The organism is Rahnella sp. 1L-D-7-B-C2 (assembly GCF_057290995.1).
In genome coordinates, this window is sequence record NZ_JBXAVQ010000001.1 from 343,464 (window position 1) to 368,390 (window position 24,927).

The window sequence follows — 24,927 nt, forward strand, 5'->3', positions numbered from 1 at the left end:
TTGGGGAGATGGGGACGGAAAATCCCGGCGTTTTTAGTACCGTCTTCCAGAGCAGAGGATTTTGTCATGACATCAGGCCGACGGATGGTATCCTATCCACAGTTTCGTCCCATTCCCGCAGTGATAAGGTTATCTCCGTAATGTCAGACAAGCCGCAAAAAACCTTTTATTTTCATGATTACGAGACATTCGGTAAAAATCCGGCGCTGGATCGTCCGGCACAATTTGCCGGGGTAAGAACTGACGAAGATTTCAATATCATCGAAGAACCGTTAGTCATCTATTGCCGCCCGTCTGACGATTATCTGCCAGAGCCGGAAGCGGTGATGATCACCGGCATTACGCCACAAATCGCTCTCGAACGCGGCGTGAACGAAGCGGAGTTTACCGCGCAAATCCATAAAGCCTTCAGCGTACCGGCCACTTGTATCGTCGGGTATAACAACATCCGTTTCGACGATGAAGTCAGCCGCAACATTCTGTATCGCAACTTTTACGACCCTTACGCCTACAGCTGGCAGAATGGCAATTCCCGTTGGGATTTACTCGACGTGATGCGTGCCTGTTACGCGCTGCGCCCGGAAGGCATCAACTGGCCGGAAAATGACGAAGGCTTCCCGAGTTTCCGCCTTGAGCACCTGACCAAAGCCAACGGTATCGAACACGAAAATGCTCATGATGCGATGGCTGACGTTTACGCCACCATTGCCATGGCCAAGCTGGTGAAGCAGGCGCAGCCGCGTCTGTTCAGCTTCCTGCTGGAGCATCGCAGTAAACACAAACTCAACCAGCTTATCGACATCCCGTCTATGGCACCGCTGGTTCACGTCTCCGGTATGTTTGGTGCCGCGCGCGGCAACACTGCGTGGGTCGCGCCACTGGCGTGGCATCCTGAGAATAAAAATGCCGTGATCATGTGCGATCTGGCCGGTGATATGTCGACGCTGCTCGATCTCGATCCCGATCAGATGCGCGAACGTCTGTACAGCCGCCGCGATTCGCTCGAGCCCGGCCAGTCTCCTCTGCCGGTCAAGCTGGTGCACATCAATAAATGTCCGGTGCTTGCCCCGGCAAAAACGCTGTTGCCGGAAAATGCCGAGCGCTTAGGAATTGATCGTCAGCGTTGTCTGGAGAACCTGCAACTGCTGCGTCAGAATCCACAGGTGCGCGAAAAGGTGGTGACAATGTTCGCCGAAGCCGAGCCTTATGTCGCCTCCGAGGACGTTGATGCCCGCCTGTACGACGGTTTCTTCAGCGACGCCGATCGCGCCGCGATGCGCATTCTCCTTGAAACTCGCCCCGAGAACCTCCCTGCGCTGGATCTGACGTTTAACGATTCACGTATAGAACCTCTGTTGTTTCGCTTCAGAGCGAGGAATTATCCCGAGACGCTGACGGACGCCGAACAAAAAAGATGGATGGCGCACAGGCAGACGAAGCTCACTGATGAGCGCGTGCAGGCGTACATTTTTGAGCTTGAATCGCTCTATAACTTGCATGAGGGGGATGCGGAGAAGATAGCGCTTCTCGGGGCGCTGTTTGAATATGGGAAAAAGTTGGTTTCGTAGATTGCACAAGAGCCGCAATGGCGGCTTTTTAAATCTGATCGAGAATATTTCGGTTTCTCAATATCTGTAATTGCCTGACCTTTCGCGCCGAAACCGACCCGAGGGAAAAGCTTTTCCCCTCGGGACTCCCCTCGCTTTTTCAAACCAGTGCCATGCAAATCGGCTATGTTTCATAAACTCCCGCTATTGCCGCAACTTGGCCCGCCCGGATCACTTTAAAAGCAAAACACTTTGCTCAAAATTCATCTGGTTTTGACTTTGAAAAATGGTGAAATGGCGCGATCAAAAAATCCTGCCGAACGGAGCGGCTTCGAGACCTTAGGCTCGAAGACCGAGAGAGGGCACCGCGTAGCGGCAGGGTTTTACGCCACACGCGAAACTCGCAGAACACGTCCATCGGCCAGACGATAGCGCGTGTTTGAAAAAGCGGGGGGAATGCAAAGGGGGAAAGCACTTCCCCCCTTTGCTCGGTTTCGGCGCTGCGCGTTAAGAGATCACCGCAATTAAGAAACCGAAATCATCTCAATCAGATTTGAAAGGCCGCCATTGCAGCGGCCTTCTGCAAAAAAAAAGTTTCCGGCCCTTTCCAAAGGGCCATCCATCACGCCTCGGGGGCAATTTCTCCACTCATCTGCGGTGGCTGCTTCCTGAAAGCATTGGTAATAAATGCCAGGTATCCCAACCCGATCGCGCCCCAGACCAGACCCAGCGTCATTGAGCTCGATTCCAGATTCAGCCACAGGGCACCGACGGTCAGTGCGCCAATCACCGGCAGGATCAGATAATGGAAATGATCTTTAAAGGTTTGGTTACGCTTCTCACGAATGTAGAACTGCGAGATTACCGACAGGTTCACGAAGGTGAAAGCGACCAGCGCACCGAAGTTGATAAGCGCCGTCGCGGTTACCAGATCGAACGTTATCGCGGACATCGCAACAACCCCTACCAGCACGACGTTGAACGTCGGGGTACGCCATTTCGGGTGCACATAACCGAACACTTTTTCCGGGAAGACGCCGTCGCGGCCCATCACGTACAACAAACGTGATACGCCCGCATGAGCGGCCATGCCTGAGGCCAGAACGGTCACGCAGCTAAAGCACAAGATGACGGACTGGAAGAATTTACCGGCCACGTACAACATGATTTCAGGCTGAGAAGCGTCCGGATCTTTGAAGCGCGAAATGTCCGGGAAGTACAGCTGCAGGAAGTAAGACACCACTACGAAGATGATGCCGCCGATCAGCGCTGTCAGGAAAATCGCTTTCGGAATGACTTTACCCGCGTTTGGCGTTTCTTCAGACAACGAGCTGATGCCGTCGAAGCCGAGGAACGAGAAGCACAGGATAGTCGCACCGGTAATCATCGGCACCACATGCGCGTTTTCACTGAAGAACGGCTTGGTGGTCGCCAGCGTTCCCATACCTTCGCCCATGTACACGCCATGCACCAGCAGCCCGAGGAAGACCACCATGATCGCAACCTGAACGACCACGATAATGCTGTTCAGGTTCGCTACCACTTTAATGCCGCGCAGATTGAAGGCAGTCATCAGTGCGACCAGCGCGGTAACGAAGATCCACGAAGGAATGCCCGGGAAGATGGCTTCCAGGTAAATTTTTGCCAGCAGGATGTTGATCATCGGCATGAACAAATAGTCCAGCAGAGATGACCAGCCCACCATAAAGCCGACGTGAGGGCTAATCGCCTTCTGTGCGTAAGTGTAAGCAGAACCGGCGGACGGGAAACGACGCACCAGTTTGCCGTAACTCACGGCGGTAAACAGAACGGCAATCAGTGCAAAGATGTACGCAGTCGCGACGTGACCATCGGTCAGGCCGGAGACGATACCGAAAGTATCGAAAATGGTCATCGGTTGCAGATAGGCCAGGCCCATCATCACAACCTGAACCAGCGTCAGGGTTTTACGCAGTTGCGCGCGCTGAGGTGCCGGAGCGGCAGAAACATTAGCAGACATGGCTCAGCCCTCCCTGGATTGCAGACACCGGGCGCTTAGACGCCTCTGAACGCAACGTACAGGGAAAACTTCGTGAGTTATTACCAGTAAACGGGGGATTGATCTTCACATCGCTGAACATGGAGGTGAAGGCTGAGCGAAGGTGGCTGCAGCTGAAAGAAGCACCGGCGGGCACCGGTACAGGTTTGAAGTATTGCCCCATTTTACATTTCCTCATAGTGGCGACCGTTTTGAATTTGGGATCGCACACGAACCTTGTTATCTATCCGGATCTGGGTCCGGCCTCTGTTAAATTAGTTTGGGTACTGCACATACAAAAAAAATAACCGGCGCCTTTAAGCGTCGGTTATCTGCAGTGCGGCGTATTTTGCACAAATCACGCATGAATGACAACAATCAGTGGCGTCCAGTTACAATTTCTTTTCCAGTTTTGAACATCATGTGCATGTCTGTTAACCATTCACTATGCGTTACGCAGCATCCAGTCGATTTCTGTTTCCGTTACACGGCGTTCAAATTGCAATAATTCATCTGACTTACAGGCGTGATAAACCTGTGAAAAACGCTCGCCGAGGTATTTTTTCAACGCCGGTTGTTCATCAAAGTCATACAAAGCATCGCTCTGACGAATAGGCAGCGGAATGCCTTCCTGCTCCAGACCGTTCCCCGTCACCGGTTCCGGCAGCGGTAAATCGTTGTCCAGCCCGTACAGCATCCCCGCCAGCACGGTGGCGACCACCAGATACGGGTTGGCATCAGCACCGGCCACACGATATTCAACCCGGTGATCGGCCACGCCACCGCACGGCACGCGCAGTGCAACTGTGCGGTTGTTATGCCCCCACGATGCCTGCGTCGGCACATACATGCCCGGCTGGAAGCGGCGGAACGCATTGACGTTCGGCGCTAACACCGCCATCGACGCGGGCATCAGGGCAATCATCCCGGCCAGTGACCGTTTCATTAATTCGGAGTCATCGCCATTGGCGTTGGCAAACAGGTTTTTGCCATTGTCGTCGAGTACGCTCAGGTGGATGTGCATCCCGCTGCCGGCATACTCGTCATAGGGTTTCGCCATAAAGGTGGCGTCCATTTCGTGATTTTCCGCCACAAGACGCACCAGACGCTTGAGCATCAGGGCATAGTCGCAGGCGCGCAGAATATTTTCGCTGTGCTGTAAATTGATTTCAAACTGACCCGGAGAGGACTCCGCCACCGCGCCAGAAGCCGGCAAGCCCTGAATGTGCGCCAGACGGTCGATGTCACTCAGCACATCAGCAAAATGATCGAGATTATCTACAGAATAAACCTGCGTATGCATGCTGCGCTCTTGCGTGCCGGGTGTACACGGCGGCTGGATAAAGCCTTCGGCGTCGCGCTGCCTGTCAAGCAGATAGAACTCCAGCTCTACCGCTACCACCGGGAACAGGCCCCGCTGGCGCAATGTTTGCCAGATATGATTCAGCACATTGCGGGGTTCAACGTTAAAGGGAGTGCCATCTTCGTCAAGCATGGTCAGCAGCAGTTGCCCGGTGTGCTCAGGGTCAGAGGCTGAAGGCGTTAAAGTGCCGGGAACCGGAATACAGTTGCGATCGGGTTCGCCAAGCTCCTGGCCGAGGCCCGCTTCTTCCACGACATTACCGAGAATGTCCATGGCGAATACGGATGCCGGGAAATAGCAGCCTTTTTCGAGTTTACGTAATGAAGAGACAGGAACGCGTTTGCCGCGGAAGGAACCATTGAGATCGGTGAGCAGGACGTCGACGTGAAGGGTAAGCGGGTGACGCTCCAGGTATTGAGACACTTCATCCTGGAACGCGCTACTTCGCTCTTCAATGTGCTTAGCAAGAGGTTCGTTCTCGCTAATCTCTTTCTTAATTTCATTCATCAGTTGAGTCGCTTGCATAGGTTTTCCGCCATTTGCTGGTTTCCGGCGTCAATGGCACCACCATGATGCCTGCCGGTTAAGCCTTACCGTTTGAGTGCTCTGTTCAACGCAGTTTTCTCATGAGTCTTCATTCTCAGTTATCACAGTGATTCGCTTATCCGCCCGACCGTGCTCAAAATATAGGCCATATGATTAACCCTAGCCTTAACATTAATTTTTTGCAACACCTACAATTTGATAACAACTCAGTTTGAAATGCCATCAATGCGCTGCTAAATTGGTCAGGAGAAGGCCAGAATCATTGAAATAATTCCGAACAGCCGCGTGTGGAGAGACGCCCGCTGCCAATTCATTCATCCACTCAACGAGGCGGTATTATGGGCAATATATTTTCCACGGCATCCGCTGGAAAACAGACCAGCTACAGGCCGATCATTGGGGTAGTAATGTGTGAAAACACCGTTGATGAAAACCCGGCTCTCACCGTCCACGAAAAATATCTGGACGCCATTTTTAACGCCGACGCCCTGCCCGTCTGTCTGCCGCATGAACTGGCGGCGCGCGAAGGTGCAATAGATCAGATCCTGCGCGGTCTTGACGGCATCTTCCTCACCGGCAGCCCCAGCAATATTGAACCCCATCAGTACGGTGAAGAAGGTGTCGAGGCACTCGCCGATCCGGGGCGCGATCGCCTGAGCCTGCAACTTATCCGTGCCACGCTGGATAAAAAGATCCCTTTATTTGCGGCATGCCGCGGCATGCAGGAACTGGTCGTCGCGACCGGCGGCAGTTTGTATCGCAAGGTGCAGGAGGTGCCGGGCTATAGGGATCACCGCGAAGATACCAGCCTGCCACATGACGACCAATATAACGTCGTGCATCCGGTGCATATCGAACCGGGCGGTTTACTTTCGGAATTGTTACCCGATTATCAGCAGTTTCAGGTGAACTCCCTGCACGGTCAGGGGGCAAAAACGCTGGGGGCGGAACTGAATGTGGAAGCCCGTGCGCCAGATAATCTGGTAGAGGCCGTTAGCGTTCGCGACCATCCGTTTGCTCTGGGGGTGCAGTGGCATCCTGAATGGCACAGCCTGACGGACCCGGTGTCTCGTCAGTTGTTCAACGCTTTTATTAATGCCTGCCGCAAAGGCCATCAGGCCCGGAGCGCTCGCGAGGAATAGACGGATGAGCGAAGTCAGTCTGGCGCCTGGCCGCCGGCTTTCTGAAATTCGTCAGCAACTCGGCATGTCTCAACGCAAAGCCGCCGAGTTGTCTGGCCTGACCCACAGCGCCATCAGTACCATCGAACAGGATAAAGTCAGCCCCGCCGTCAGCACGTTACAAAAACTGTTGCGGGTGTACGGGCTGTCGTTATCCGAATTTTTTGCTGAAGCCCGCGAGAGTGACAAACCAAAAATTGTCATCAATTCGGCAGACTTGATTGAAATCGGCAGCCGTGGCGTGTCCATGAAAATGGTACACAACGGCACGCCCAACCACGCGGTCGCCATGCTGCTGGAAACTTATCAGCCCGGCAGCACCACCGGCGACAAAATCAAGCATCAGGGAGAGGAAGTCGGCACCCTGTTAGAAGGGGAGATTATTTTAACCATCAATGGTCAGAGTTATCCGCTGCGTGCCGGGCAGAGTTATGCCATCAATACCGCCAACCCACACAGCTTCAGTAATATTTCCACGCGAATTTGCAGGATAGTTAGCGCACATACCCCTAATACCTTCTAGTTGTCGCAGGATCTGGGCCTGACAACGGGAACCAAAAGAAGGATGTCACTATGAGTACTCACACACGAAGTCCCGACGCTGCCGGCGTGCCCCACACCGACAGCTACTATGCCAGCTCCGTCAACGCGCACGCGCCATGGCCGGAGCTGACTGACAATATTGAGTGCGATGTCTGCATTGTCGGCGCCGGTTACACCGGCATCTCCTCTGCTTTATATCTCTGTGAAGCCGGTTACGACGTAGTGGTGCTGGAAGCTGCCCGCGTTGGCTGGGGCGCCAGCGGGCGCAACGGCGGTCAGGTAGTCAATTCCTACAGCCGCGATATTGATGTCATCGAAGACCGCTACGGCCGTCAGACCGCCGATATGCTCGGCAGCATGATGTTTGAAGGCGCGAACATTATCCGCCAGCGCATCGACCAGTACGCCATCGACTGCGACTACCGGCCGGGCTGCGTGTTTGCCGCACTGAGTGCGCGCCAGCTTACCAGGTTGCGTGACCAGCAAAAGCTGTGGAACCGTTACGGTCACACCGAATTAACCCTGCTGGATGAAAGTGCTATTCGCCGTGAAATAGCCACCGACCGCTACGTCGGCGGGCTGCTGGATAAGAATGGCGGGCATATTCACCCGTTAAATCTGGTGTTGGGCGAGGCCGAAGCTATACGCCGTCACGGCGGACGCATTTTCGAAGGCTCGGCGGTCACGCGCATTGAACACGGTGATCCGGCTCGTGTACACACCGCGAAGGGTCAGGTGAAAGCGAAGTTTGTGATTCTGGCGGGCAACGCTTATCTCAGCCAGCAACTCGCGCCGCGCCTCACGCGTCTGAGTATGCCGTGTGGTTCACAAATCATCGCCACTGAACCTCTTTCAGAAGACATGGCGCTGTCATTGCTGCCGAATAATTACTGCGTGGAAGACTGCAACTATCTGCTCGACTATTTCCGTCTTACCGCGGATAACCGGCTGCTGTACGGCGGCGGCGTGACCTACGGCGGTAAAAATCCGCCGAATATAGATTCTGTGATCCTGCCCAAGCTCAACCGCACCTTCCCGCAGTTGAAAGGCGTGAAAATCGATTATCGCTGGGGCGGTAATTTCCTGCTGACTCTCTCACGCCTGCCGCAGTTCGGGCGGCTGGAGAACAACATCTACTATATGCAGGGCGACAGCGGACATGGCGTGACGCTGACGCATCTGGCAGGGAAACTGATCACCGAAGTACTGCGCGGCGACGCTGAGCGTTTTGATGCCTTCGCCCGCCTGCCGCATATGCCATTCTTTGGTGGCCGCAACTTCCAGGTGCCTTTCACTATGCTTGGCGCGGCCTATTATTCCCTGCGTGATCGTCTGGGCGTTTAGCCTTTCCTCATCTTTCCGCCGGTTGGGTTACCGATCCGGCGGAAAGCCTTATTAGGTTAATAAAAATCCCAAATGAACTCAGCAACGCCCTCATTTTCCTGATAAATTAAGGAGCGCTTTTCTGATGGCGCCTTAGCCATATTTTTGCACTGACAGGAGATTTATCTTGGACGCCAGCACGATCAACACACTTTTCTTTATTGGCGCCCTGTTAGTCGCAGCGAGCATTTTGCTCAGTTCGTTCTCTTCTAAGCTCGGCATCCCTATTTTAGTCATTTTCCTCGCCATCGGCATGCTGGCGGGCGTCGACGGCATCGGCGGTATTGCGTTCGATAATTATCCAGCGGCCTATCTGGTCAGTAACCTCGCACTGGCCGTTATTCTGCTCGACGGCGGGATGCGCACCCGTGCGTCCTCTTTCCGCGTGGCGCTGTGGCCGGCCCTGTCGCTGGCGACGGTTGGGGTACTGATAACCGCCGGGCTGACCGGCATGGCGGCGGCGTGGCTGTTTAAAATCGACCTCATGCAGGGCCTGCTGATTGGCGCAATTATCGGCTCAACTGATGCGGCAGCGGTGTTCTCGTTAATTGGCGGTAAAGGGCTGAACGAACGCGTGAGCGCGACGCTGGAAATTGAATCCGGCAGCAATGACCCGATGGCGGTATTCCTGACCATTACGCTCATCGACATGATCTCTAAGGGCGAACACGGGCTGAGCCTGATGTTTGTGGTCGATGTGGTGCGCCAGTTTGGCCTCGGCATTGTGTTTGGCGTCGGCGGTGGCTGGCTGCTGCACAAACTCATCAACAAAATTACGCTGGCAGCCGGGTTGTATCCGCTGCTGGCCTTCAGCGGCGGCTTGCTGGTGTACGCCGCCACTATGGCGCTGGAAGGCAGCGGCATTCTGGCCGTGTACCTGTGCGGGCTGATGCTCGGCAACATGCCGATCCGCAACCGCCACGGAATTATGCAAACCTTCGACGGGCTGGCGTGGCTGAGCCAGATCGGCATGTTCCTGGTGCTCGGCCTGCTGCTGACGCCAAGCGATTTGCTGCCGATTGCCGTTGCTGCACTGGCGCTGTCCCTGTGGATGATCCTGCTGGCGCGCCCGCTGTCGGTGTTTGTCAGTCTGATCCCGTTCAAAAACTTCACCCTGCGCGAACGGTTCTTTATCTCCTGGGTAGGCCTGCGCGGCGCGGTACCGATCATTCTGGCCGTTTTCCCGATGATGGCCGGGTTGCCTAACGCCACCCTGTTCTTCAACGTCGCGTTCTTTATCGTACTGGTGTCGCTGCTGGTGCAGGGCACGTCGCTGGGTTTCGCGGCTAAAAAAGCCAAGGTGCTGGTACCACCGCAGCCGACGCCGATTTCACGCGTCGGGCTGGATATCGATGTGTATAACGACTGGGAGCAGTTTATCTACCAGCTGGGTTCGGAGAAGTGGTGCGTCGGCGCGGCGCTGCGTGACTTGCAGATGCCGCAGGAAACGCGTATTGCCGCCCTGTTCCGTGGCAAAGAGATGTTGCACCCGACCGGCAGTACGCGGCTGAAAGAAGGCGATATTCTGTGTGTCATCGGCCAGGAAAAACACCTGCCGGAACTGGGCAAACTGTTCAGCGACAGCAATAAAGTGGTGCTCGATGACCGCTTCTTCGGGGATTTCATCTTGCAGGCTGATGCGCCGCTGGATGCGATTTCACAACTTTACGGCCTGAATCTGGAAGACACCGTCGATCAGTCACAGTCGCTGGGGCATTTCGTTATCAGATTGCTGGGCGGTGAACCGGTGATCGGTGACCATATCGAATGGGATGGGCTGACGTGGACAATTGCCGAGATGGAGGGCAACCGGGTCAGTAAAGTCGGTGTGAGGATTGTGACGGAGAAGGCCTGATCTGATTTCCTCCCCCTTCGCAGGGGGAGGCGCTTAAATTACTGAGCAGCTTGCGGGTCTTTGTCGTAGTCTGAACAGGACTGATAGCCTTTGTTCATGACATGACCGGTGTCGTTATAGCTGACAAAGTAGGTCTGTGCTTTACCATCACGCGGAGCCACAGCATACGTCTGGCAAGTGCCTTTCGCATGGATAAGCGTCGCTTCTGTAGACGGTGGCCCTGCAATAGCGCGAACCTGAGATTTCGTCATACCGACTTTAACATCGCTGACCACTGGCTCTTTAACGTAGCTCGCTGCGCGGTCATAAGTCTGACAACCTGCCAGTACAGAAACTGCTGTAGCAACCACAAGTAACATTTTCTTATTCATAACATCTCCTCCTGAGGCCATTTTCTATTTTTGTATAAGCCACTTAAGCATAGAAGACATAAGGCATTTATCCAGTGTTCAGGACTTCTAATTGTTGAATGCTACAGTTTTTAAGTTTTATCTGATAAGCCTGCCTGTTATTTGCCCCCTGTAAAACTGTCTGAGAAAAGATGATTTTCAGGCAATTTTGTTCTATACCTGAATGAGGTAAGCCATTGAGATAAAAGGAGCACGCCCTGATGCCTGTGGATCGACGTCGGTTTGTTACGTTACTGGGGGTCATCGCGCTGATGCCGCTTCCTCCGGTTGCTTTTGCCACTCCCAGAGAGGTCGCGATGGAAACCTTGCTGATTGATAAACCTTCGGGTGGCGTGCCCAACAACAAACTCCCCGTCATGATTTATCACCGCGTTATCCCACCTAACATCGTCGATAATGCCGATTACCTCGAGCATCTGTTCCGTTCCAATGGCTGGCCACCGCAGTGGCGCTACCCGGTGTATACCTTTACCCATTTTCATTCGAACACTCATGAGGCGCTGGGCGTATTTGCCGGCACGGCAAGATTACAACTCGGTGGCGAGAACGGGAAAATCATTGAAGTGAAGGTGGGAGATGTTTTGCTCTTACCGGCGGGTAACGGTCATAAACAGATTTCCGCCGACGAGGAATTCATGCTGGTGGGCGCATATCCGCCCGAAATGAAGGCCGATCTTTGTCATGACGAGCCCGCGCAGCTGACGGCGCGAACCAAAGCTGTCGTTGCGGTACCGCTGCCTGCGACCGATCCGGTGACCGGACACAACGAGGGCAGTATGATCACGTGGCATCAGAAATAAAAAACGAGCGTATTACAACGGTAATTTCATCACCGTGACCCACTCACCGGACTGCTCGCGCTGTTCCACCTCCTGCCAGCCGAGACGCCCATACAGGCCCTGCTGATCGGGCGTATACAGCCACAGCGTATCAATACCGGCAGCACGTGAACGCTCGATACAGGCTTTGACCAGCGCCGAACCGATCCCCTTCCCGCGCAGATGATGGCAGGTGAACACTTCGCCGAGCCAGTATTTGCGCTCGGCGACATCGCTGAGCTCATAGCGCATAACGCCAGCTGTTCCCACCACCTGCTCGTTTTCATCCAATGCGATTAACACACACTGGCGGCCACGACTGAGGAGACGCTGTTCGAGGCGTTGACGAATAAAATCTTTTTGTGCCCAGTGGGCGAAATCAGACCATTCACCGTGCAGATATTCGGTGACAGTCTCAAGGTATTGCGGGACATCAGCCAGACTGGCGATTTTTACGGTATCAGTGGGGGAGGTGTTTTGAGTCATGGAAAAACCGTTTTAAACAATCAGGGGGAACCAATTTGCGGATTCCCCCTGCGAGTGTCAAGCCGTTGCCTTAAGTTAACTCGTTAAACTTTCGGGAAGATCCACACATGTTGCTCCGGCAACGCCAGATGGCAGTGCTGAGGATCACGTACATCGGTGCCATAGGCGCGGATCACAAAGTCATCGCCGGCGGTGCGGAACAGATATTCCCAACGATCACCAAGGTACATGCTGGTCAGCAGCGGTAATTCCAGCTGATTATCCCCCGGCCCGTCGGCCAGCACCACGCGCTCAACGCGGATCACCGCCGTGCCCTCTTGCCCGCTCTGGACGCCTTCGCCTGCCTGCCCCCACAACGCCCAGTCTTTGCCTTCGATGCGCGCTTTGCCGTCGCGCACGTCGGTAACTTTGCCGTGCAGCCGGTTGTTACTGCCCATGAATTCGGCGGTAAACAGCGTTTTGGGCGAACCGTACATCTCCTGCGGCGTGCCCTGCTGTTCGATTTTACCGTTGTTAAGCAGCAGGATGCGGTCGGAAATCGCCATCGCTTCGTTCTGATCGTGCGTCACCATCAGCGCCGACAGGCCAAGTTTGATGATCAGTTCACGCAGGAACACACGGGCTTCTTCGCGCAGCTTGGCATCGAGGTTAGACAGCGGTTCATCGAGCAAAATCACCGGCGGGTTATACACCAGCGCACGACCAATCGCCACGCGCTGTTGCTGACCACCGGAAAGCTGATGCGGATGGCGTTTGCCCAGGTGCCCCAGACCAAGCTGATCCAGCACCGCCTGCACTCTTTGCGTGATTTCACCCGACGCTACCTTGCGCAGTTTCAGCGGGTACGCGACGTTTTCGAAAACGGTTTTGTGCGGCCATAGCGCATAGGACTGAAATACCAGCCCGAGATTGCGCTCCTCGGCCGGAATTTCGCTGCGCGGTGTTCCGTCATAGACTTTATTTTTTCCGATAATGATCGTGCCCTGCGTCGGCTTTTCCAGCCCGGCGACCGCGCGCAGTAAGGTGGTTTTGCCACTGCCGGAAGGCCCGAGTAAGGACACCACTTCGCCACGCTTTAGATCCATCGACACACCTTTCAGCACAGGATTGTCGCCGTAGGTTAAGTGCAGATTCTCGACCGATAATTCAATCATGTAATTTGACTCCAAAACGAAGGGCAATACCCAGACCTAACACCACCAGCAGGATGTTAATAAAGGAGAGCGCGGCGACGATATCAATCGCTCCGGCCGCCCATAGGGAAACCAGCATCGAACCGATGGTTTCCGTGCCGGGTGAAAGCAGATACACACCGGTGGAATATTCGCGTTCGAAAATCAGGAACATCAGCAGCCAGGAGCCAATCAGGCCGTAACGTGACAGCGGAATAGTGACGTGACGGGTAATTTGCCCGCGTGTCGCTCCGGCACTGCGCGCCGCCTCTTCCAACTCCGGCCCGACCTGCAACAGCGTCGAGGAAATCAGCCGCAGACCGTACGCCATCCACACCACGGTATATGCCAGCCAGACGCTGAAAATCGTGCTGCGCAGCGATCGCAACCAGACCACCAGGTTATCGCGCAGCCACTGCGACCACGGCATCCCGGAAAGCCAGCCCGATTTGAGCGCATTATCCAGCCACATAGGCAGGAACAGGAATACCCACAGGAAGGCCAGACCGGCCAGCAGCCCCGGAACGGCGCGCGGTACCAGCACGCTGTAATCGAGGAAACGGGTCACGCCGTCAGGTTTACGGTGCATCGCGATGCCGATAAACAGATAACAGGCGACGGCCAGCGCCCCGCCGATCACGCCAATAGCCATTGAGTTGACGATGGCGCGCAGCAGATTGGGCTGCTCCCAGATGGTACGGAAAGTATTCAGCGACAGCTCATCCCACAGTGAGACACCGACACCCCAGTTGGAGATGAACGCCCGCAGAACCACACCCAGAAGCGGGACGCCGATGGTCACGGTCAGCCAGAAAGCCACCACTGCGCCCGCCACCCAGCGCCATTTACCCAGCGGTAACGCCCGCGCCTGCGACGCTTTTCCCTTAACGGTGACGAAGCGATTGGCGGTGCGCATCAGGCGGCGCTGCAACATTACCAGCGGAATGGTGATACAAATCAGCACCACAGCGACGGCGGCCATCAGATGATAAGAAGGCGTTCCGAGTTTGTTAGTCAACTGATAGAGATAGGTCGCCAGTACCATGTTGCCTTCGGGGTCGCCGAGCACCAGCATCAGGCCGAACACTTCCAGCCCGAGGAAGAACAACAACACCGTGGCGTACAAAATGGACGGGCGCACCATCGGCAAGCTGACAGCGGTCATGACCTGTAACGGCGAAGCGCCGGCCGTTCGCGCGGCCTCTTCGACGTCAGAACCGACGCTGCGCAACGCCGAAGAAATATAGAGATAGGCGTGCGGAACGTGGGTCAGGCCGGCGATCACCACGATGCTCGACATGTCGTAGATATTCCACGGCACGAATCCGAGAATCGCCTGCGCCCACAGCGAGAAAAAGCCTACCGGCCCGGCAGCGACCACATAACCAAACCCCAGAACCATTGGCGAGACGAAAATCGGCACCAGAATCAGCGGCTCGATGAGACGCCTGCCGGGCAAATCGGTGCGTACCATTAGGAACGCCAGAATTCCGCCCAGCGGGATAGCGATCACCACCAGCCCGAACGCCAGAATAAAGCCGCTTTTCAGCGCCTTGTAAAAATCCGGATCGGTGAAAATAAACTCAAACGACTCAAGACTCCACTCTTTCGACGGCGAGAAGAAAGGCGCGGAGAGAAAACTTTGTATCACGATGAACGACAACGGAGTGTAGATAGCCAGCGCGGTTATCAGCACCACAATGCCACGCGGCAAACTTTGCCACTTTCTGCGCAATGCATTCATGTTACTTCCCTTAGGTCAGGAACCCTGAACGACGGAATCAGGCAAGAGAAAGGGAGGCGCGAACGCCTCCGTAATTCTTATTTGGCGGCGGCGGTACGCCACTGTTTGATGTAATCCAGACGTTTTTTCTGTTGCAGATATTCCAGCAGGGTTTCATCGACCGGAATTGGCTTGAGCGCGTTACCCAGCATTTTGGTCAGACCATCGATGTCGTTTTTGCCTTCGATATCGTTACGGATGGACGGAATGTCGGCCTGATTCGCCAGAATACTTTGGCCTTTCTCAGACAACACATAGTCCAGCCACAGTCTGGCTGCGTTGCTGTTTTTCGATTCCTGGCTGATGAAAGAAACGCGGGAAAGCACCAGCGTGTAATCCTTCGGATAGGAAATACCGAGTGACGGATCGGTTTTGGCGCGGGCTTCGGCATAGGAGCCGAGGATGTTAAAGCCGATCAGGTTTTCGCCCGAGGAGACCCTTTCCATCATGGTGCCAGTGGAGGACTGTACCGCTAAGCCACCTTTGGCGACGTCAGCCAGCGTTTTGAAATAATTGGGATCGGCTTTGAAATCCTGCACCGACAGCATGAAACCGAGACCGGATTTTTCGATGTCATAGGTGGTGACTTTTTTGCTGAATTTGTCGGTCTGGCTGGCGATAAGCTTCGCCAGCGCCGCGTGGGAATCAGGGACGTCGCCCGCGGGGATCAGCCGTTTATTGTAGATGAACACCACCGGCTCGTAGGTGGTGCCGTAGGCTTTGTCTTTCCACACAGCCCATTTCGGCAACTGGCTCTGCTCCGGCGATTTGTATTCCTGAGCGTAATCGGTCGCCAGCTTCAGCGCGGTGTCCATCGATGAGCTCCAGACCACATCGCCGCTGGTGCCGCCTGCGGCCTGCTCACTGATATAACGGTTGTACAGTTCGGTACTGTTCATGTCGTTATATTCGACTTTGATACCCGGATACGTTGTCTCAAACCCCTGAATCAGCGGACCTGCGGCTTTAGTGTCCGTGGTGGAATACACCACTACTTTGCCTTCTTTAGTCGCGGCATCGACGATTTTTTGATAATCGGCCGGATACCCCTGAGGTAATGCTGACATTGCAGAGGAAGACATCAGTACAGCGGAAGCAATCAGAGAGATACGTAATTTATTCGACATTATTGTTAACCTCTAGTTACATTTGAGAAACTAAAAATCAACATAGCGCATAACATCTGACAGGCAATGGGGTAAATTTTTTATCTTCCCGAAGTGTGATTCGGGGCGTTTTTTAGGCAATTAACACCATTAAAACCACGGAGAAGGCAGGAATTTCAGGCACAAAAAAAGCCGCTAATTGCTTAGCAGCTTTGATGTGTTGTTTATGGCGGAGGAGGAGAGATTCGAACTCTCGAATGGTTTCCCATCGCCGGTTTTCAAGACCGGTGCCTTCAGCCGCTCGGCCACCCCTCCGTAAACAACAAGCACTTCCCGACGTCAGTCGTTCAGTACGGGGCGCAGTATACAAGACCGATGAAAAGATGCAAACATTATTTTCAGTCTAGTTTGTTGATTTTATGAGCATTTAAACCACGCTCGTTTAAATTCACCCAAATCACAGGCACAAAAAAAGCCGCTAATTGCTTAGCAGCTTTCTTGTGTTGTTTATGGCGGAGGAGGAGAGATTCGAACTCTCGAATGGTTTCCCATCGCCGGTTTTCAAGACCGGTGCCTTCAGCCGCTCGGCCACCCCTCCGCAACGAAGCGAACTATAAACAGTGCCGATCCTCTTGTAAAGCCTGATCCCGTTCAATCGCCTGAAAAACAGGCATTCAAATCGTAAATGATGATTTAAGCATCATTACGGCGATTTTGGCGTCAGCAAACCGCGCCCTGCCCCGTTTGGCGAGGTAAAGAAGGGTAAAACGACTTTAATGACGCTGCGCAACTACTTACACTCCAGTCTGATTGTATTTTCACCGACTCCAATCCTTTTATAAGAGTGAGAATTTTATTATGGATCGTTACGTTGCCTCTTCGTCATCGCGCGCAGGCTCGTTGTTAAGCACACACCGGGTATTGCGTAATACGTATTTCCTGCTGGCCCTGACTTTAGGTGTTTCGGCCATAACTGCAACGGCAAGTACCGTTCTGCGTCTGCCATCGCCTGGCTTCCTGCTGACGATTGTCGGCTTCTATGGCCTGATGTTCCTGACCTATCGCACCGCAAACAGTCCGGCCGGTATTCTTTCCGCCTTCGCGCTGACCGGTTTTATGGGTTACACGCTGGGGCCGTTGCTAAGCTCGCTGCTGGCAGCCGGTGCGGGTGACATTATTATGCTGGCGCTCGGCGGTACAGCACTGGTGTTCTTCTGTTGTTCGGCCTACGTGTTGACCACGCGTAAAGACATGTCGTTCCTGTCAGGCATGATGATGGCTGGATTTGTCGTGCTGCTGGTCGCAGTGGTCGCGAACCTGTTCCTGCAAATCCCTGCGCTGTCTCTGGCAATCAGTTGCCTGTTCATTCTGTTCTCGGCGGGCGCGATTTTGTGGGAAACCAGTAACATCATTCACGGCGGCGAAACCAATTATATTCGCGCTACCGTCAGCTTATATGTTTCGCTGTACAACGTGTTCGTCAGCCTGCTGAGCATCCTCGGCCTGTCATCACGTAACTGATTGGGTTTTATTGGGCGTAGTCCGCCGTTAATTAAGTCCGAAGTAAATTGCAGCCCCGCTTCCCGCGGGGCTTTTTATTTTGTCAGGCACGGCTTTTTGCTAAACTGGTTACTGCATTTTTACAGGTTTGAGGTTGTATGCTGGAGTTTGACGGTCAGGTTATTGAAACCGACGCACAGGGTTACCTGAAAAACAGTAAAGACTGGCAGGAAGGCATGGCGCCGCTCCTGGCGGAAGAAGAAGGTATCGAGCTGACCAAGGCACACTGGGAAGTGGTGCGGTTCGTTCGCGAGTTTTATCTCGAATTCAATACGTCGCCTGCAGTGCGCATGCTGGTAAAAGCCATGGCACAAAAATATGGCGAAGAAAAAGGCAACAGCCGCTATTTGTTCCGGCTGTTCCCGAAAGGCCCGGCCAGGCAGGCCACCAAAATTGCGGGCCTGCCAAAACCGGTGAAATGCCTGTAGCGCCGCGCTTTAGTATCTGATTTTAAAATCACTGTAATTGCCGGGTGCGGTCGGTTCACTGAGCACGCGATCCACCCTCGCATGTTTCGGACCGCCCTGTTTCAGCCAGGCTAACAACTGTTCCACTTTTTCCTGCTCGCCGCACATCACCACTTCTACGCTGCCGTCTTCCAGGTTTTTGGCGTAACCGGTGAGCCCTAATGCGGTGGCCTGATGTTGCGTGGAAAAACGAAAACCGACGCCCTGCACCATGCCGTGCACCCAGGCGGCTATACTGACTGTTGCCATAATAATCTCTCCGTTAGCGGTATGGTTCGTTGCAATTTCACCTGCATGACCGGACAATGTCGCTCTTTTTTGTCTCCGAACCGACAGAACCTAATTCTATGACTGCACGTTTAATTCTGGCCAAAGGCCGCGAAAAATCTCTTCTGCGCCGCCATCCGTGGGTGTTTTCCGGCGCTGTTCAGCGCATCGATGGCAAAGCCAATTCCGGCGACACTATTGATATTGTAGACAGTCAGGGCAAATGGCTCGCGCGCGGTGCCTATTCGCCGTCATCTCAAATTCGTGCCCGAGTCTGGACCTTCACCCAGGACGAAGAGATTGACATCGACTTCTTCATCCGCCGTTTACAGCAGGCGCAGAACTGGCGTAATTATATCGCCAAACGCGACGGTCTGGACGGTTACCGCCTGATTGCCGGTGAATCCGACGGTCTGCCAGGTATCACCATCGACCGCTTCCAGAACTTCCTGGTCCTTCAATTGCTGTCTGCCGGTGCGGAATATCAGCGCGCGCCGCTGATTGCCGCCCTGCAACACTGCTACCCGGAATGCGCGATTTGGGATCGCTCCGACGTGGCCGTGCGTAAGAAAGAAGGTCTGGAAATGGTGCAGGGTCATGTGCTGGGCGATGAGCCTCCTGCCCTCCTGCCGATTCAGGAACACGGCATGAGCCTGCTGGTGGATATCAAAGAAGGCCATAAAACCGGTTTCTATCTCGACCAGCGCGACAGCCGTCTTGCCGCACGTAACTATGCGGCGGGCCGTGACGTGCTGAACTGCTTCTCATACACCGGCGCATTTGCCGTTTCGGCGCTGATGGGCGGTTGTACTAAAGTGACCAACGTCGATACTTCTCAGGCGGCGCTGGATGTGGCGCGTCAGAACGTCGAGCTGAATAAGCTGGATCTGTCCAAAGCAGAGTTTGTGCGCGAAGACGTGTTCCAGCTGCTGCGTAAATACCGCACCGAAGGCAGACAGTTCGACATGATTGTGATGGACCCGCCGAAGTTCGTGGAGAACAAGAACCAACTGGCGAGTGCCTGCCGTGGTTACAAAGATATCAATATGCTGGCGCTGCAACTTATGCGTCCCGGCGGTATCCTGCTGAGCTTCTCCTGTTCCGGCCTGTTGCCTACAGATCTTTTCCAGAAGATTTTGGCCGACGCTGCACTCGACGCCCATCGCGAAATTCAGTTCGTCGAACAGTTTCGTCAGGCCGCCGACCATCCGGTGACCGGCGCATATCCGGAAGGCTTATATCTGAAAGGTTTCGCCTGTCTGGTGACAAACTGATTGATCACGATGTGCTGTTTTAGCCGCAGACCGGCGAATGTTTAGTGGATTAAGTGGTCGAAACTTGAAACAGCGCGTTTTATCTCCATATAGAAGATAAGACACTAATTTCAGGAGATGACTATGATTGCCAGTAAATTTGGTATCGGCCAGCAGGTCCGCCACAGAATGTTGGGCTATTTAGGCGTGGTAATCGATGTCGATGCCCAGTACTCGCTGGAAAAGCCTGATATCGCTGAACTCGCGACTGACGACTCTCTGCGAGCTGCCCCCTGGTATCACGTGGTGATGGAAGATGATGAAGGCCAGCCAGTGCATACTTATCTGGCTGAAATTCAGATCGATCACGAAGCAGCACGGGCGCACCCGGAGCAAACGTCTCTGGATGACCTGGCCGCATCGGTTCGCAGCCAGCTTCAGGCGCCACGTCTGCGTAACTGATCATCAGCAAAGCACATTAAAAAAACCGGCCATTGCAGCCGGTTTTTTGTTTCGATTTTTGCCGTAACCGCTGGCAAAACGATTGTTGCATAAAACTATTGTTCGATACCCAGGCGTGGTATTTCGATTTTCGGGCAGCGATCCATTACCACTCTCAACCCGGCCTCTTTGGCCAGCACTGCGGCCTGTTCGTTGATCACACCTATTTGCAGCCACAGGACTTTCGCTTTAATCGCGATCGCTTCCTGCGCCACGCCGTAAGCAGCGTCGGCATTGCGGAACACATCGACCATATCCACCGGATGTGCGATTTCCGCCAGCGAACCGACAACTGTCTGCCCAAACAGCTCCTGCCCGGCGAGTTTAGGGCTGACCGGGGTGACCTCATAGCCCTGGGAAAGTAAGTAAGCCATGACGCCGTAACTCGGACGCCCCGGATTATCACTGGCACCAACCAGTGCGATGGTTTTCACATTCTGCAGGATGTCGCGGATCTCATTGTCTTGCACGGGATTATCTCCTTTGACCTGTCTGAGCTAAGTGTAACTCAGCATCCGGATTCCGACAGTGTGCCGCTTATAAAAGGAGCGTCATACCTCAGACTGAAACGTGTGAATTTAAAACATTTTGTAAAACTTTGACACACTATCAGCGTTGCTTGATAATAGACAATGAAGAGCGTTGTATTTGAGGAGAGAAGAATGAAAGTCTGTCATGCGCTGGTCGCATTAGCGAGTCTCAGCCTGATGGCGTCAGCTTCGGCGACCTCCCTCAAACTTTCACCGGACGTGGATGTTCTGGTGATTGACGGCAAACTGATGTCTGGTGCCATTCTTAAAGGTGCGGAAAGCCTCGAACTCGATGGTGGTCAGCATCAGATCCTGTTTCAGGTTAGCAAAAGTGTTCATACGGCTGCACCGCAAACTCCCCTGCTTTACCACTCTCCGGCGTTTATCGTCACCTTTAATGCGCAGGGTCACCGCTCTGTTTCCTTCGTTCTGCCGTCATTAAGCAGCGAAAAAGAAACCGTAAAGTTCAGCCACATGATGAATTATCAGTTGGTCAATGAACAAGGTCTTCAGATTAAAACCCAACGTGATGTGCTGAATGTGTTTAATCCCGAGCATGTCGCAGACGCTGAAAAACTCATGATGACCTATAACCTGTCCGGTGCGCGCGCGGCCGTGCCCACGTTCGCCAAAAATAACGCTGAAAGAAAAACGGTAATGACTCGCGAAATGCCTTCGCAGATTGAGTTAACTTATCTTCATCCGCTGTGGACGCGTCTCGCCGCCAATGCGGGTATCGAACAGTTTTTGCTCTGGTTTAAACTTCCGGTTAAACAGGAACAAGCGTCGTAACTTAATCTGCATCACGCATTCTCTTTCTTAACACCAAATTATTCCCCCCGCCCTATGCAGTAAAACCCAGTTTCAGTATTCTGTGATCCACTCTTACTTTCGCGTTGAAGGGAATTAGATGGAATTCACAACCCGCACGATCGCCAAACAAAAGCATATTGCTCTCGTCGCGCACGACCATTGTAAAAATACTCTGATGAAATGGGTGGATAAAAACATTGCTGAGCTTTCTAAGCATGTTCTTTATGCCACCGGCACGACGGGAAATCTGGTTCAGCGCAACACCGGGATTAATGTCAAAAGTATGCTGAGCGGCCCGATGGGCGGCGATCAGCAGGTCGGTGCGCTGATTGCGGAAGGGAAAATTGATATGCTGATTTTTCTGTGGGATCCGCTCAATGCTGTTCCGCACGATCCGGACGTCAAGGCGCTGCTGCGTCTGGCAACGGTGTGGAATATCCCCGTCGCCACCAACCTCTCTACCGCTGACTTTCTCATCCAGTCACCGCTGTTCCAGTCAGAGGTTGAAATTACTATCCCTGATTATCAGCGCTATTTGTGGGCGCGCTTAAAAGAATGATTTATCAAAGGCCCGGCAATCCGGGCCTTTGCGTTACGGTTTTCGCTGCGCCGGTACGCCTATATCTTCCAGCTGCCCGATAAACACCGACGGGCGCGCTTTATCCTGCATCAGCCAGACCTGATGCTTTGCACGGGTCATCGCCACGTACAGCAAGCGCCGCTCTTCCGCATCCATGAAATTCTCCGGCTCCGGTAGTAACGCCTGTTCCAGCACTGATTCACGTGCCGGCGCGGGGAATCCGTCATTGCCTTCATGCAACCCGACAATAATCACGTATTCCGCCTGCTGACCTTTACTGGCGTGAATGGTCATAAATTCCAGGTTAAGTTTCGGCCAGCGCGTGGCCGCTTTCTCGAGAATTTGCGGGCGCAGATGGTGATAGCGCGCCAGCACCATAATTCGCTCTTGTGCCGTAACGTAACCGCTGAGCTTATCCAGGAGTTGCTCCATCTGATCCTCAGGAAGGATCACAACGTTTTTCTTGTTGCCCTTCGTCAGGCTGTTAAGCGGTTTTTTCAGCTGATAGGGATTCTGCTGGACGAATTTATTGGCGATTTCACCGATGCGATCGTTAAAGCGATAGGTGGTATCGAGCGCGCACTGCGCACCTTCGCCAAAGTTCTCTGCAAACGCCGTTGTCAGTGAAAGTTCAGCGCCACTGAAACGGTAAATCGCCTGCCAGTCATCGCCGACGGCAAACAAACTGGTGTGTTTGTTGAGTTTTCGCAGTGCCGAAAGCAACTGTGCGCGTTGTGGCGAAATATCCTGAAATTCATCCACCAAAATGTGTTTCCATGGGCTGACAAAACGACCTTTCTCAAGAATATTAACGGCCTGATGGATAAGTCCGGAAAAATCAACAGCGCCCTCTTCTTTCAGTGCGGTTTTCCACGCTTTCAGGAACGGGGCCATCAGACGGATTCGTTTCTGGAAAAGCTCTTTCACCTCTTCCGGTGCCGCTTCAATCATCTCCGCCTGACTTCCGCCGTGCATGCGCATCAGGCTCAGCCAGCGTTCCAGACGGCTGCCCAGGCGTTCGGCCAGCGCTTTGTTCTTCCAGTAATCACCTTCCGGCACCGTCCATTCCAGCTCTTCTGTCATCCACTGACGCCAGCCGCTGGCCTGAACTTTTTTCTCGGCACACTGTTGTTGCCAGGTTTTGATGAGCAGGCTGCGGCGCGCTTTGGCGTCGGTTTCCAGTTTGCTTATCTTCGGCGCTTTCTTGCTACCTTCCTGGATAATTTGTAAGGCCAGCGCATGGAACGTCTTGGCTTTGATGCCGTCGGTGTGCAGACGCTCTTTAATACGGGTGTTCATTTCGTCAGCGGCCTGACGGCCAAATGCCAGCAGGAGAATTTGCTCCGGTTGCGCTTCCTGACGGCGCAGCAACCAACCTGCGCGCGCCACCAGCACCGATGTTTTTCCGCTGCCCGCGCCAGCAAGTACCAGAACCGCATCTTCGCCATTGACCACTGCGCGGCACTGACTGTCGTTAAGCGGAGAAACTTCAACAGTGTCGAAGAAGTCACGATTCTCAGCAATGACCCGTTCAGTCCAGGCCAGATTGCGCCGCTCTACGCTGCGTTTACCCTGTTCTAGCCAGCGCAGGCAGGTCTGATAATCGTCGCGGCAGTTATCAAAATCATCCAGACGCTCAACCGGTACTGGTATGGCGGTAAAAGCCTCGGCGATGTCTTTTTGCACATCAGCAAGATCGACACGTTTGAACCATTTATCCTGCTGTTCAATGTGCTCTATTTTTTGAACCTGCCCGTGCAATACCCCGGCGCTGACGTCGCTCATTTCAACGCTCCAGCTCTGCCAGACCTTAAGCAAATGCTGATAAAAACGCTGCGTTTCCTGCCATTCGGTGCCGTGTAGCCGCACGACTTTTTCATCCGGCAGTTCGAATTCCAGCTCACCCCAGACAATGCCGCGCTTACAGCGGATCTGGATCAACTGATTGAAAGGGATCAGGTAGTGATGTTTGTCGCCGCTGACTTCAACGCCCGCGTTCAGCATGCGTACCCGGTTGTAAGGGTGCTGTGCCAGATGTTTCCCGAAAGAAGTCGATTTCAATTCCATATCATCACACCGTGTTTTCTTTTTATTCCTGACGGAAAAATAGTATGCGTTATTTTACATCTTAAGATGGGTAAAGCGTATTTAGGAGTTCACCTGTGAATAGCAGAGGCGATCCGCTCCACAAAACAAGGTAGAATAAAGCAGGTGTTTCCATTTAGTGAACATGAAATCTTTTAACATTTTTAATAACTTCGGGAAAATCCCCACATGCGCACTGTACTCAATATTCTTAACTTTGTTTTAGGTGGTTTTTTCACCACGCTCGCCTGGCTGTTCGCCACGCTGGTCAGTATTGTGCTGATTTTCACCCTGCCGCTGACCCGCTCCTGCTGGGAAATCACCCGCCTGTCATTGCTGCCGTTTGGTAATGAAGCCGTCCATGTCGATGATTTATATCCCGAGAGACGTAATGCCCTGCTTTCCGGCGGTGGTACCCTGCTGAATATTTTCTGGTTGATTTTCTTTGGCTGGTGGTTATGTATTTCTCACATTGTTGCGGGTCTCGCTCAATGTATCAGTATTATCGGAATTCCTGTTGGCATCGCGAATTTTAAAATCGCTGCGATCGCACTCTGGCCTGTCGGCCGCCGCGTGGTCTCTGTCGAACTGGCCAAACAGATGCGTGAAGCCAATGCCGCCCGCCTTCGTGAAAATGGCCGTATTCGCTGAATAAAACCGC

General features: G+C 53.6%; 23 protein-coding genes and 2 tRNA genes. 13 read left to right on the forward strand and 12 right to left on the reverse strand.

Annotated elements, in window-relative coordinates:
* The first annotated feature begins 140 nt into the window (after positions 1-140).
* On the forward strand, positions 141-1,568 hold the full coding sequence (gene sbcB, locus AC0Z7K_RS01550) for an exodeoxyribonuclease I (protein WP_485612468.1): 1,428 nt from the start codon (positions 141-143) through the stop codon (positions 1,566-1,568).
* 601 nt (positions 1,569-2,169) lie between these two features.
* Here sbcB and AC0Z7K_RS01555 read toward each other — a convergent pair.
* Both AC0Z7K_RS01555 and AC0Z7K_RS01560 read right to left on the reverse strand, forming a co-directional pair.
* Positions 2,170-3,546 (reverse strand): APC family permease, encoded by a 1,377-nt coding sequence (locus tag AC0Z7K_RS01555; RefSeq protein ID WP_413528494.1) that lies wholly within the window; start codon positions 3,544-3,546, stop codon positions 2,170-2,172.
* 463 nt (positions 3,547-4,009) lie between these two features.
* The gene (locus tag AC0Z7K_RS01560) at positions 4,010-5,434 is read right to left on the reverse strand and encodes a glutamine synthetase family protein (RefSeq protein ID WP_413528594.1); all 1,425 of its coding nucleotides are present in this window, start codon (positions 5,432-5,434) and stop codon (positions 4,010-4,012) included.
* A gap of 377 nt (positions 5,435-5,811) precedes the next feature.
* Here AC0Z7K_RS01560 and puuD point away from each other — a divergent pair, with 377 nt between their 5' ends.
* From puuD to AC0Z7K_RS01580, 4 genes are all read left to right on the forward strand, one after another.
* The gene (gene puuD / locus AC0Z7K_RS01565) at positions 5,812-6,615 is read left to right on the forward strand and encodes a gamma-glutamyl-gamma-aminobutyrate hydrolase (RefSeq protein WP_413528493.1); all 804 of its coding nucleotides are present in this window, start codon (positions 5,812-5,814) and stop codon (positions 6,613-6,615) included.
* A 4-nt stretch (positions 6,616-6,619) separates the two neighbouring features.
* Entirely contained in the window at positions 6,620-7,177 is a 558-nt protein-coding gene (gene puuR / locus AC0Z7K_RS01570; protein ID WP_413528492.1) for an HTH-type transcriptional regulator PuuR, read from the forward strand.
* 50 nt (positions 7,178-7,227) lie between these two features.
* Complete coding sequence (locus tag AC0Z7K_RS01575; RefSeq protein ID WP_413528491.1) at positions 7,228-8,541, forward strand: NAD(P)/FAD-dependent oxidoreductase; 1,314 nt, start codon at positions 7,228-7,230, stop codon at positions 8,539-8,541.
* Between the two features lie 166 nt (positions 8,542-8,707).
* On the forward strand, positions 8,708-10,435 hold the full coding sequence (locus AC0Z7K_RS01580) for a potassium/proton antiporter (RefSeq protein WP_413528490.1): 1,728 nt from the start codon (positions 8,708-8,710) through the stop codon (positions 10,433-10,435).
* 38 nt (positions 10,436-10,473) lie between these two features.
* Here the strand turns inward: AC0Z7K_RS01580 and osmE are convergent, their stop codons facing one another.
* Positions 10,474-10,806 carry an osmotically-inducible lipoprotein OsmE gene (osmE, locus tag AC0Z7K_RS01585; protein ID WP_112164491.1) on the reverse strand — a complete coding sequence of 111 codons (333 nt, stop codon included), beginning with the start codon at positions 10,804-10,806 and terminating at the stop codon, positions 10,474-10,476.
* 239 nt (positions 10,807-11,045) lie between these two features.
* On the opposite strand from osmE, the gene AC0Z7K_RS01590 reads away from it, so the two are divergent.
* Entirely contained in the window at positions 11,046-11,645 is a 600-nt protein-coding gene (locus AC0Z7K_RS01590) for a cupin (RefSeq protein ID WP_485612472.1), read from the forward strand.
* Positions 11,646-11,657: 12 nt separating this feature from the next.
* Here AC0Z7K_RS01590 and AC0Z7K_RS01595 read toward each other — a convergent pair whose 3' ends face one another.
* The 6 genes from AC0Z7K_RS01595 to AC0Z7K_RS01620 form a co-directional block, all read right to left on the reverse strand.
* A complete protein-coding gene (locus AC0Z7K_RS01595) occupies positions 11,658-12,149 on the reverse strand; it encodes a GNAT family N-acetyltransferase (protein WP_485612474.1) in 492 nt (163 codons plus the stop codon).
* 83 nt (positions 12,150-12,232) lie between these two features.
* A complete protein-coding gene (locus AC0Z7K_RS01600; protein WP_413528486.1) occupies positions 12,233-13,303 on the reverse strand; it encodes an ABC transporter ATP-binding protein in 1,071 nt (356 codons plus the stop codon).
* Positions 13,296-15,065: an ABC transporter permease gene (locus AC0Z7K_RS01605; protein WP_485612477.1), complete on the reverse strand. Its 1,770-nt coding sequence runs from the start codon at positions 15,063-15,065 to the stop codon at positions 13,296-13,298. The genes AC0Z7K_RS01600 and AC0Z7K_RS01605 overlap by 8 nt, the downstream gene beginning before the upstream one ends.
* Before the next feature lie 77 nt (positions 15,066-15,142).
* On the reverse strand, positions 15,143-16,231 hold the full coding sequence (locus AC0Z7K_RS01610) for an ABC transporter substrate-binding protein (RefSeq protein ID WP_485612478.1): 1,089 nt from the start codon (positions 16,229-16,231) through the stop codon (positions 15,143-15,145).
* Positions 16,232-16,437: 206 nt separating this feature from the next.
* Positions 16,438-16,525, reverse strand: a tRNA-Ser gene (locus AC0Z7K_RS01615).
* Positions 16,526-16,720: 195 nt separating this feature from the next.
* Positions 16,721-16,808: transfer RNA gene (locus AC0Z7K_RS01620), tRNA-Ser, on the reverse strand.
* Positions 16,809-17,068: 260 nt separating this feature from the next.
* Here AC0Z7K_RS01620 and yccA point away from each other — a divergent pair.
* Entirely contained in the window at positions 17,069-17,731 is a 663-nt protein-coding gene (gene yccA / locus AC0Z7K_RS01625) for an FtsH protease modulator YccA (RefSeq protein WP_056769361.1), read from the forward strand.
* 137 nt (positions 17,732-17,868) lie between these two features.
* Entirely contained in the window at positions 17,869-18,198 is a 330-nt protein-coding gene (tusE, locus tag AC0Z7K_RS01630) for a sulfurtransferase TusE (RefSeq protein WP_485612480.1), read from the forward strand.
* Between the two features lie 9 nt (positions 18,199-18,207).
* Here tusE and yccX read toward each other — a convergent pair whose 3' ends face one another.
* Positions 18,208-18,486, reverse strand: a complete 279-nt coding sequence (gene yccX, locus AC0Z7K_RS01635; protein WP_413528482.1) for an acylphosphatase — start codon at positions 18,484-18,486, stop codon at positions 18,208-18,210.
* Between the two features lie 98 nt (positions 18,487-18,584).
* Here yccX and rlmI point away from each other — a divergent pair, with 98 nt between their 5' ends.
* On the forward strand, positions 18,585-19,778 hold the full coding sequence (gene rlmI, locus AC0Z7K_RS01640) for a 23S rRNA (cytosine(1962)-C(5))-methyltransferase RlmI (protein ID WP_485612482.1): 1,194 nt from the start codon (positions 18,585-18,587) through the stop codon (positions 19,776-19,778).
* A gap of 123 nt (positions 19,779-19,901) precedes the next feature.
* Positions 19,902-20,219, forward strand: coding sequence for a heat shock protein HspQ (gene hspQ, locus AC0Z7K_RS01645; protein ID WP_413528480.1), 318 nt, complete (start codon positions 19,902-19,904; stop codon positions 20,217-20,219).
* A gap of 95 nt (positions 20,220-20,314) precedes the next feature.
* Here hspQ and AC0Z7K_RS01650 read toward each other — a convergent pair whose 3' ends face one another.
* Complete coding sequence (locus AC0Z7K_RS01650; RefSeq protein ID WP_485612484.1) at positions 20,315-20,728, reverse strand: CoA-binding protein; 414 nt, start codon at positions 20,726-20,728, stop codon at positions 20,315-20,317.
* Positions 20,729-20,920: 192 nt separating this feature from the next.
* On the opposite strand from AC0Z7K_RS01650, the gene AC0Z7K_RS01655 reads away from it, so the two are divergent.
* On the forward strand, positions 20,921-21,580 hold the full coding sequence (locus AC0Z7K_RS01655) for a YccT family protein (protein ID WP_413528469.1): 660 nt from the start codon (positions 20,921-20,923) through the stop codon (positions 21,578-21,580).
* A gap of 118 nt (positions 21,581-21,698) precedes the next feature.
* A complete protein-coding gene (mgsA, locus tag AC0Z7K_RS01660; RefSeq protein ID WP_485612486.1) occupies positions 21,699-22,160 on the forward strand; it encodes a methylglyoxal synthase in 462 nt (153 codons plus the stop codon).
* Between the two features lie 33 nt (positions 22,161-22,193).
* Here the strand turns inward: mgsA and helD are convergent, their stop codons facing one another.
* Positions 22,194-24,248: a DNA helicase IV gene (helD, locus tag AC0Z7K_RS01665; RefSeq protein ID WP_485612488.1), complete on the reverse strand. Its 2,055-nt coding sequence runs from the start codon at positions 24,246-24,248 to the stop codon at positions 22,194-22,196.
* Between the two features lie 207 nt (positions 24,249-24,455).
* On the opposite strand from helD, the gene AC0Z7K_RS01670 reads away from it, so the two are divergent.
* The gene (locus AC0Z7K_RS01670) at positions 24,456-24,917 is read left to right on the forward strand and encodes a YccF domain-containing protein (protein ID WP_485612489.1); all 462 of its coding nucleotides are present in this window, start codon (positions 24,456-24,458) and stop codon (positions 24,915-24,917) included.
* Positions 24,918-24,927: the final 10 nt, after the last annotated feature.

Bases quoted from the DNA above. Each gene is read 5' to 3' on its own strand.
- sbcB (WP_485612468.1), top strand. From the start codon at position 141: ATGTCAGACAAGCCGCAAAAAACCTTTTATTTTCATGATTACGAGACA.
- AC0Z7K_RS01555 (WP_413528494.1), bottom strand. From the start codon at position 3,546: ATGTCTGCTAATGTTTCTGCCGCTCCGGCACCTCAGCGCGCGCAACTG.
- AC0Z7K_RS01560 (WP_413528594.1), bottom strand. From the start codon at position 5,434: ATGAATGAAATTAAGAAAGAGATTAGCGAGAACGAACCTCTTGCTAAG.
- puuD (WP_413528493.1), top strand. From the start codon at position 5,812: ATGGGCAATATATTTTCCACGGCATCCGCTGGAAAACAGACCAGCTAC.
- puuR (WP_413528492.1), top strand. From the start codon at position 6,620: ATGAGCGAAGTCAGTCTGGCGCCTGGCCGCCGGCTTTCTGAAATTCGT.
- AC0Z7K_RS01575 (WP_413528491.1), top strand. From the start codon at position 7,228: ATGAGTACTCACACACGAAGTCCCGACGCTGCCGGCGTGCCCCACACC.
- osmE (WP_112164491.1), bottom strand. From the start codon at position 10,806: ATGAATAAGAAAATGTTACTTGTGGTTGCTACAGCAGTTTCTGTACTG.
- AC0Z7K_RS01590 (WP_485612472.1), top strand. From the start codon at position 11,046: ATGCCTGTGGATCGACGTCGGTTTGTTACGTTACTGGGGGTCATCGCG.
- AC0Z7K_RS01595 (WP_485612474.1), bottom strand. From the start codon at position 12,149: ATGACTCAAAACACCTCCCCCACTGATACCGTAAAAATCGCCAGTCTG.
- AC0Z7K_RS01600 (WP_413528486.1), bottom strand. From the start codon at position 13,303: ATGATTGAATTATCGGTCGAGAATCTGCACTTAACCTACGGCGACAAT.
- AC0Z7K_RS01605 (WP_485612477.1), bottom strand. From the start codon at position 15,065: ATGAATGCATTGCGCAGAAAGTGGCAAAGTTTGCCGCGTGGCATTGTG.
- AC0Z7K_RS01610 (WP_485612478.1), bottom strand. From the start codon at position 16,231: ATGTCGAATAAATTACGTATCTCTCTGATTGCTTCCGCTGTACTGATG.
- yccA (WP_056769361.1), top strand. From the start codon at position 17,069: ATGGATCGTTACGTTGCCTCTTCGTCATCGCGCGCAGGCTCGTTGTTA.
- tusE (WP_485612480.1), top strand. From the start codon at position 17,869: ATGCTGGAGTTTGACGGTCAGGTTATTGAAACCGACGCACAGGGTTAC.
- yccX (WP_413528482.1), bottom strand. From the start codon at position 18,486: ATGGCAACAGTCAGTATAGCCGCCTGGGTGCACGGCATGGTGCAGGGC.
- rlmI (WP_485612482.1), top strand. From the start codon at position 18,585: ATGACTGCACGTTTAATTCTGGCCAAAGGCCGCGAAAAATCTCTTCTG.
- hspQ (WP_413528480.1), top strand. From the start codon at position 19,902: ATGATTGCCAGTAAATTTGGTATCGGCCAGCAGGTCCGCCACAGAATG.
- AC0Z7K_RS01655 (WP_413528469.1), top strand. From the start codon at position 20,921: ATGAAAGTCTGTCATGCGCTGGTCGCATTAGCGAGTCTCAGCCTGATG.
- mgsA (WP_485612486.1), top strand. From the start codon at position 21,699: ATGGAATTCACAACCCGCACGATCGCCAAACAAAAGCATATTGCTCTC.
- helD (WP_485612488.1), bottom strand. From the start codon at position 24,248: ATGGAATTGAAATCGACTTCTTTCGGGAAACATCTGGCACAGCACCCT.
- AC0Z7K_RS01670 (WP_485612489.1), top strand. From the start codon at position 24,456: ATGCGCACTGTACTCAATATTCTTAACTTTGTTTTAGGTGGTTTTTTC.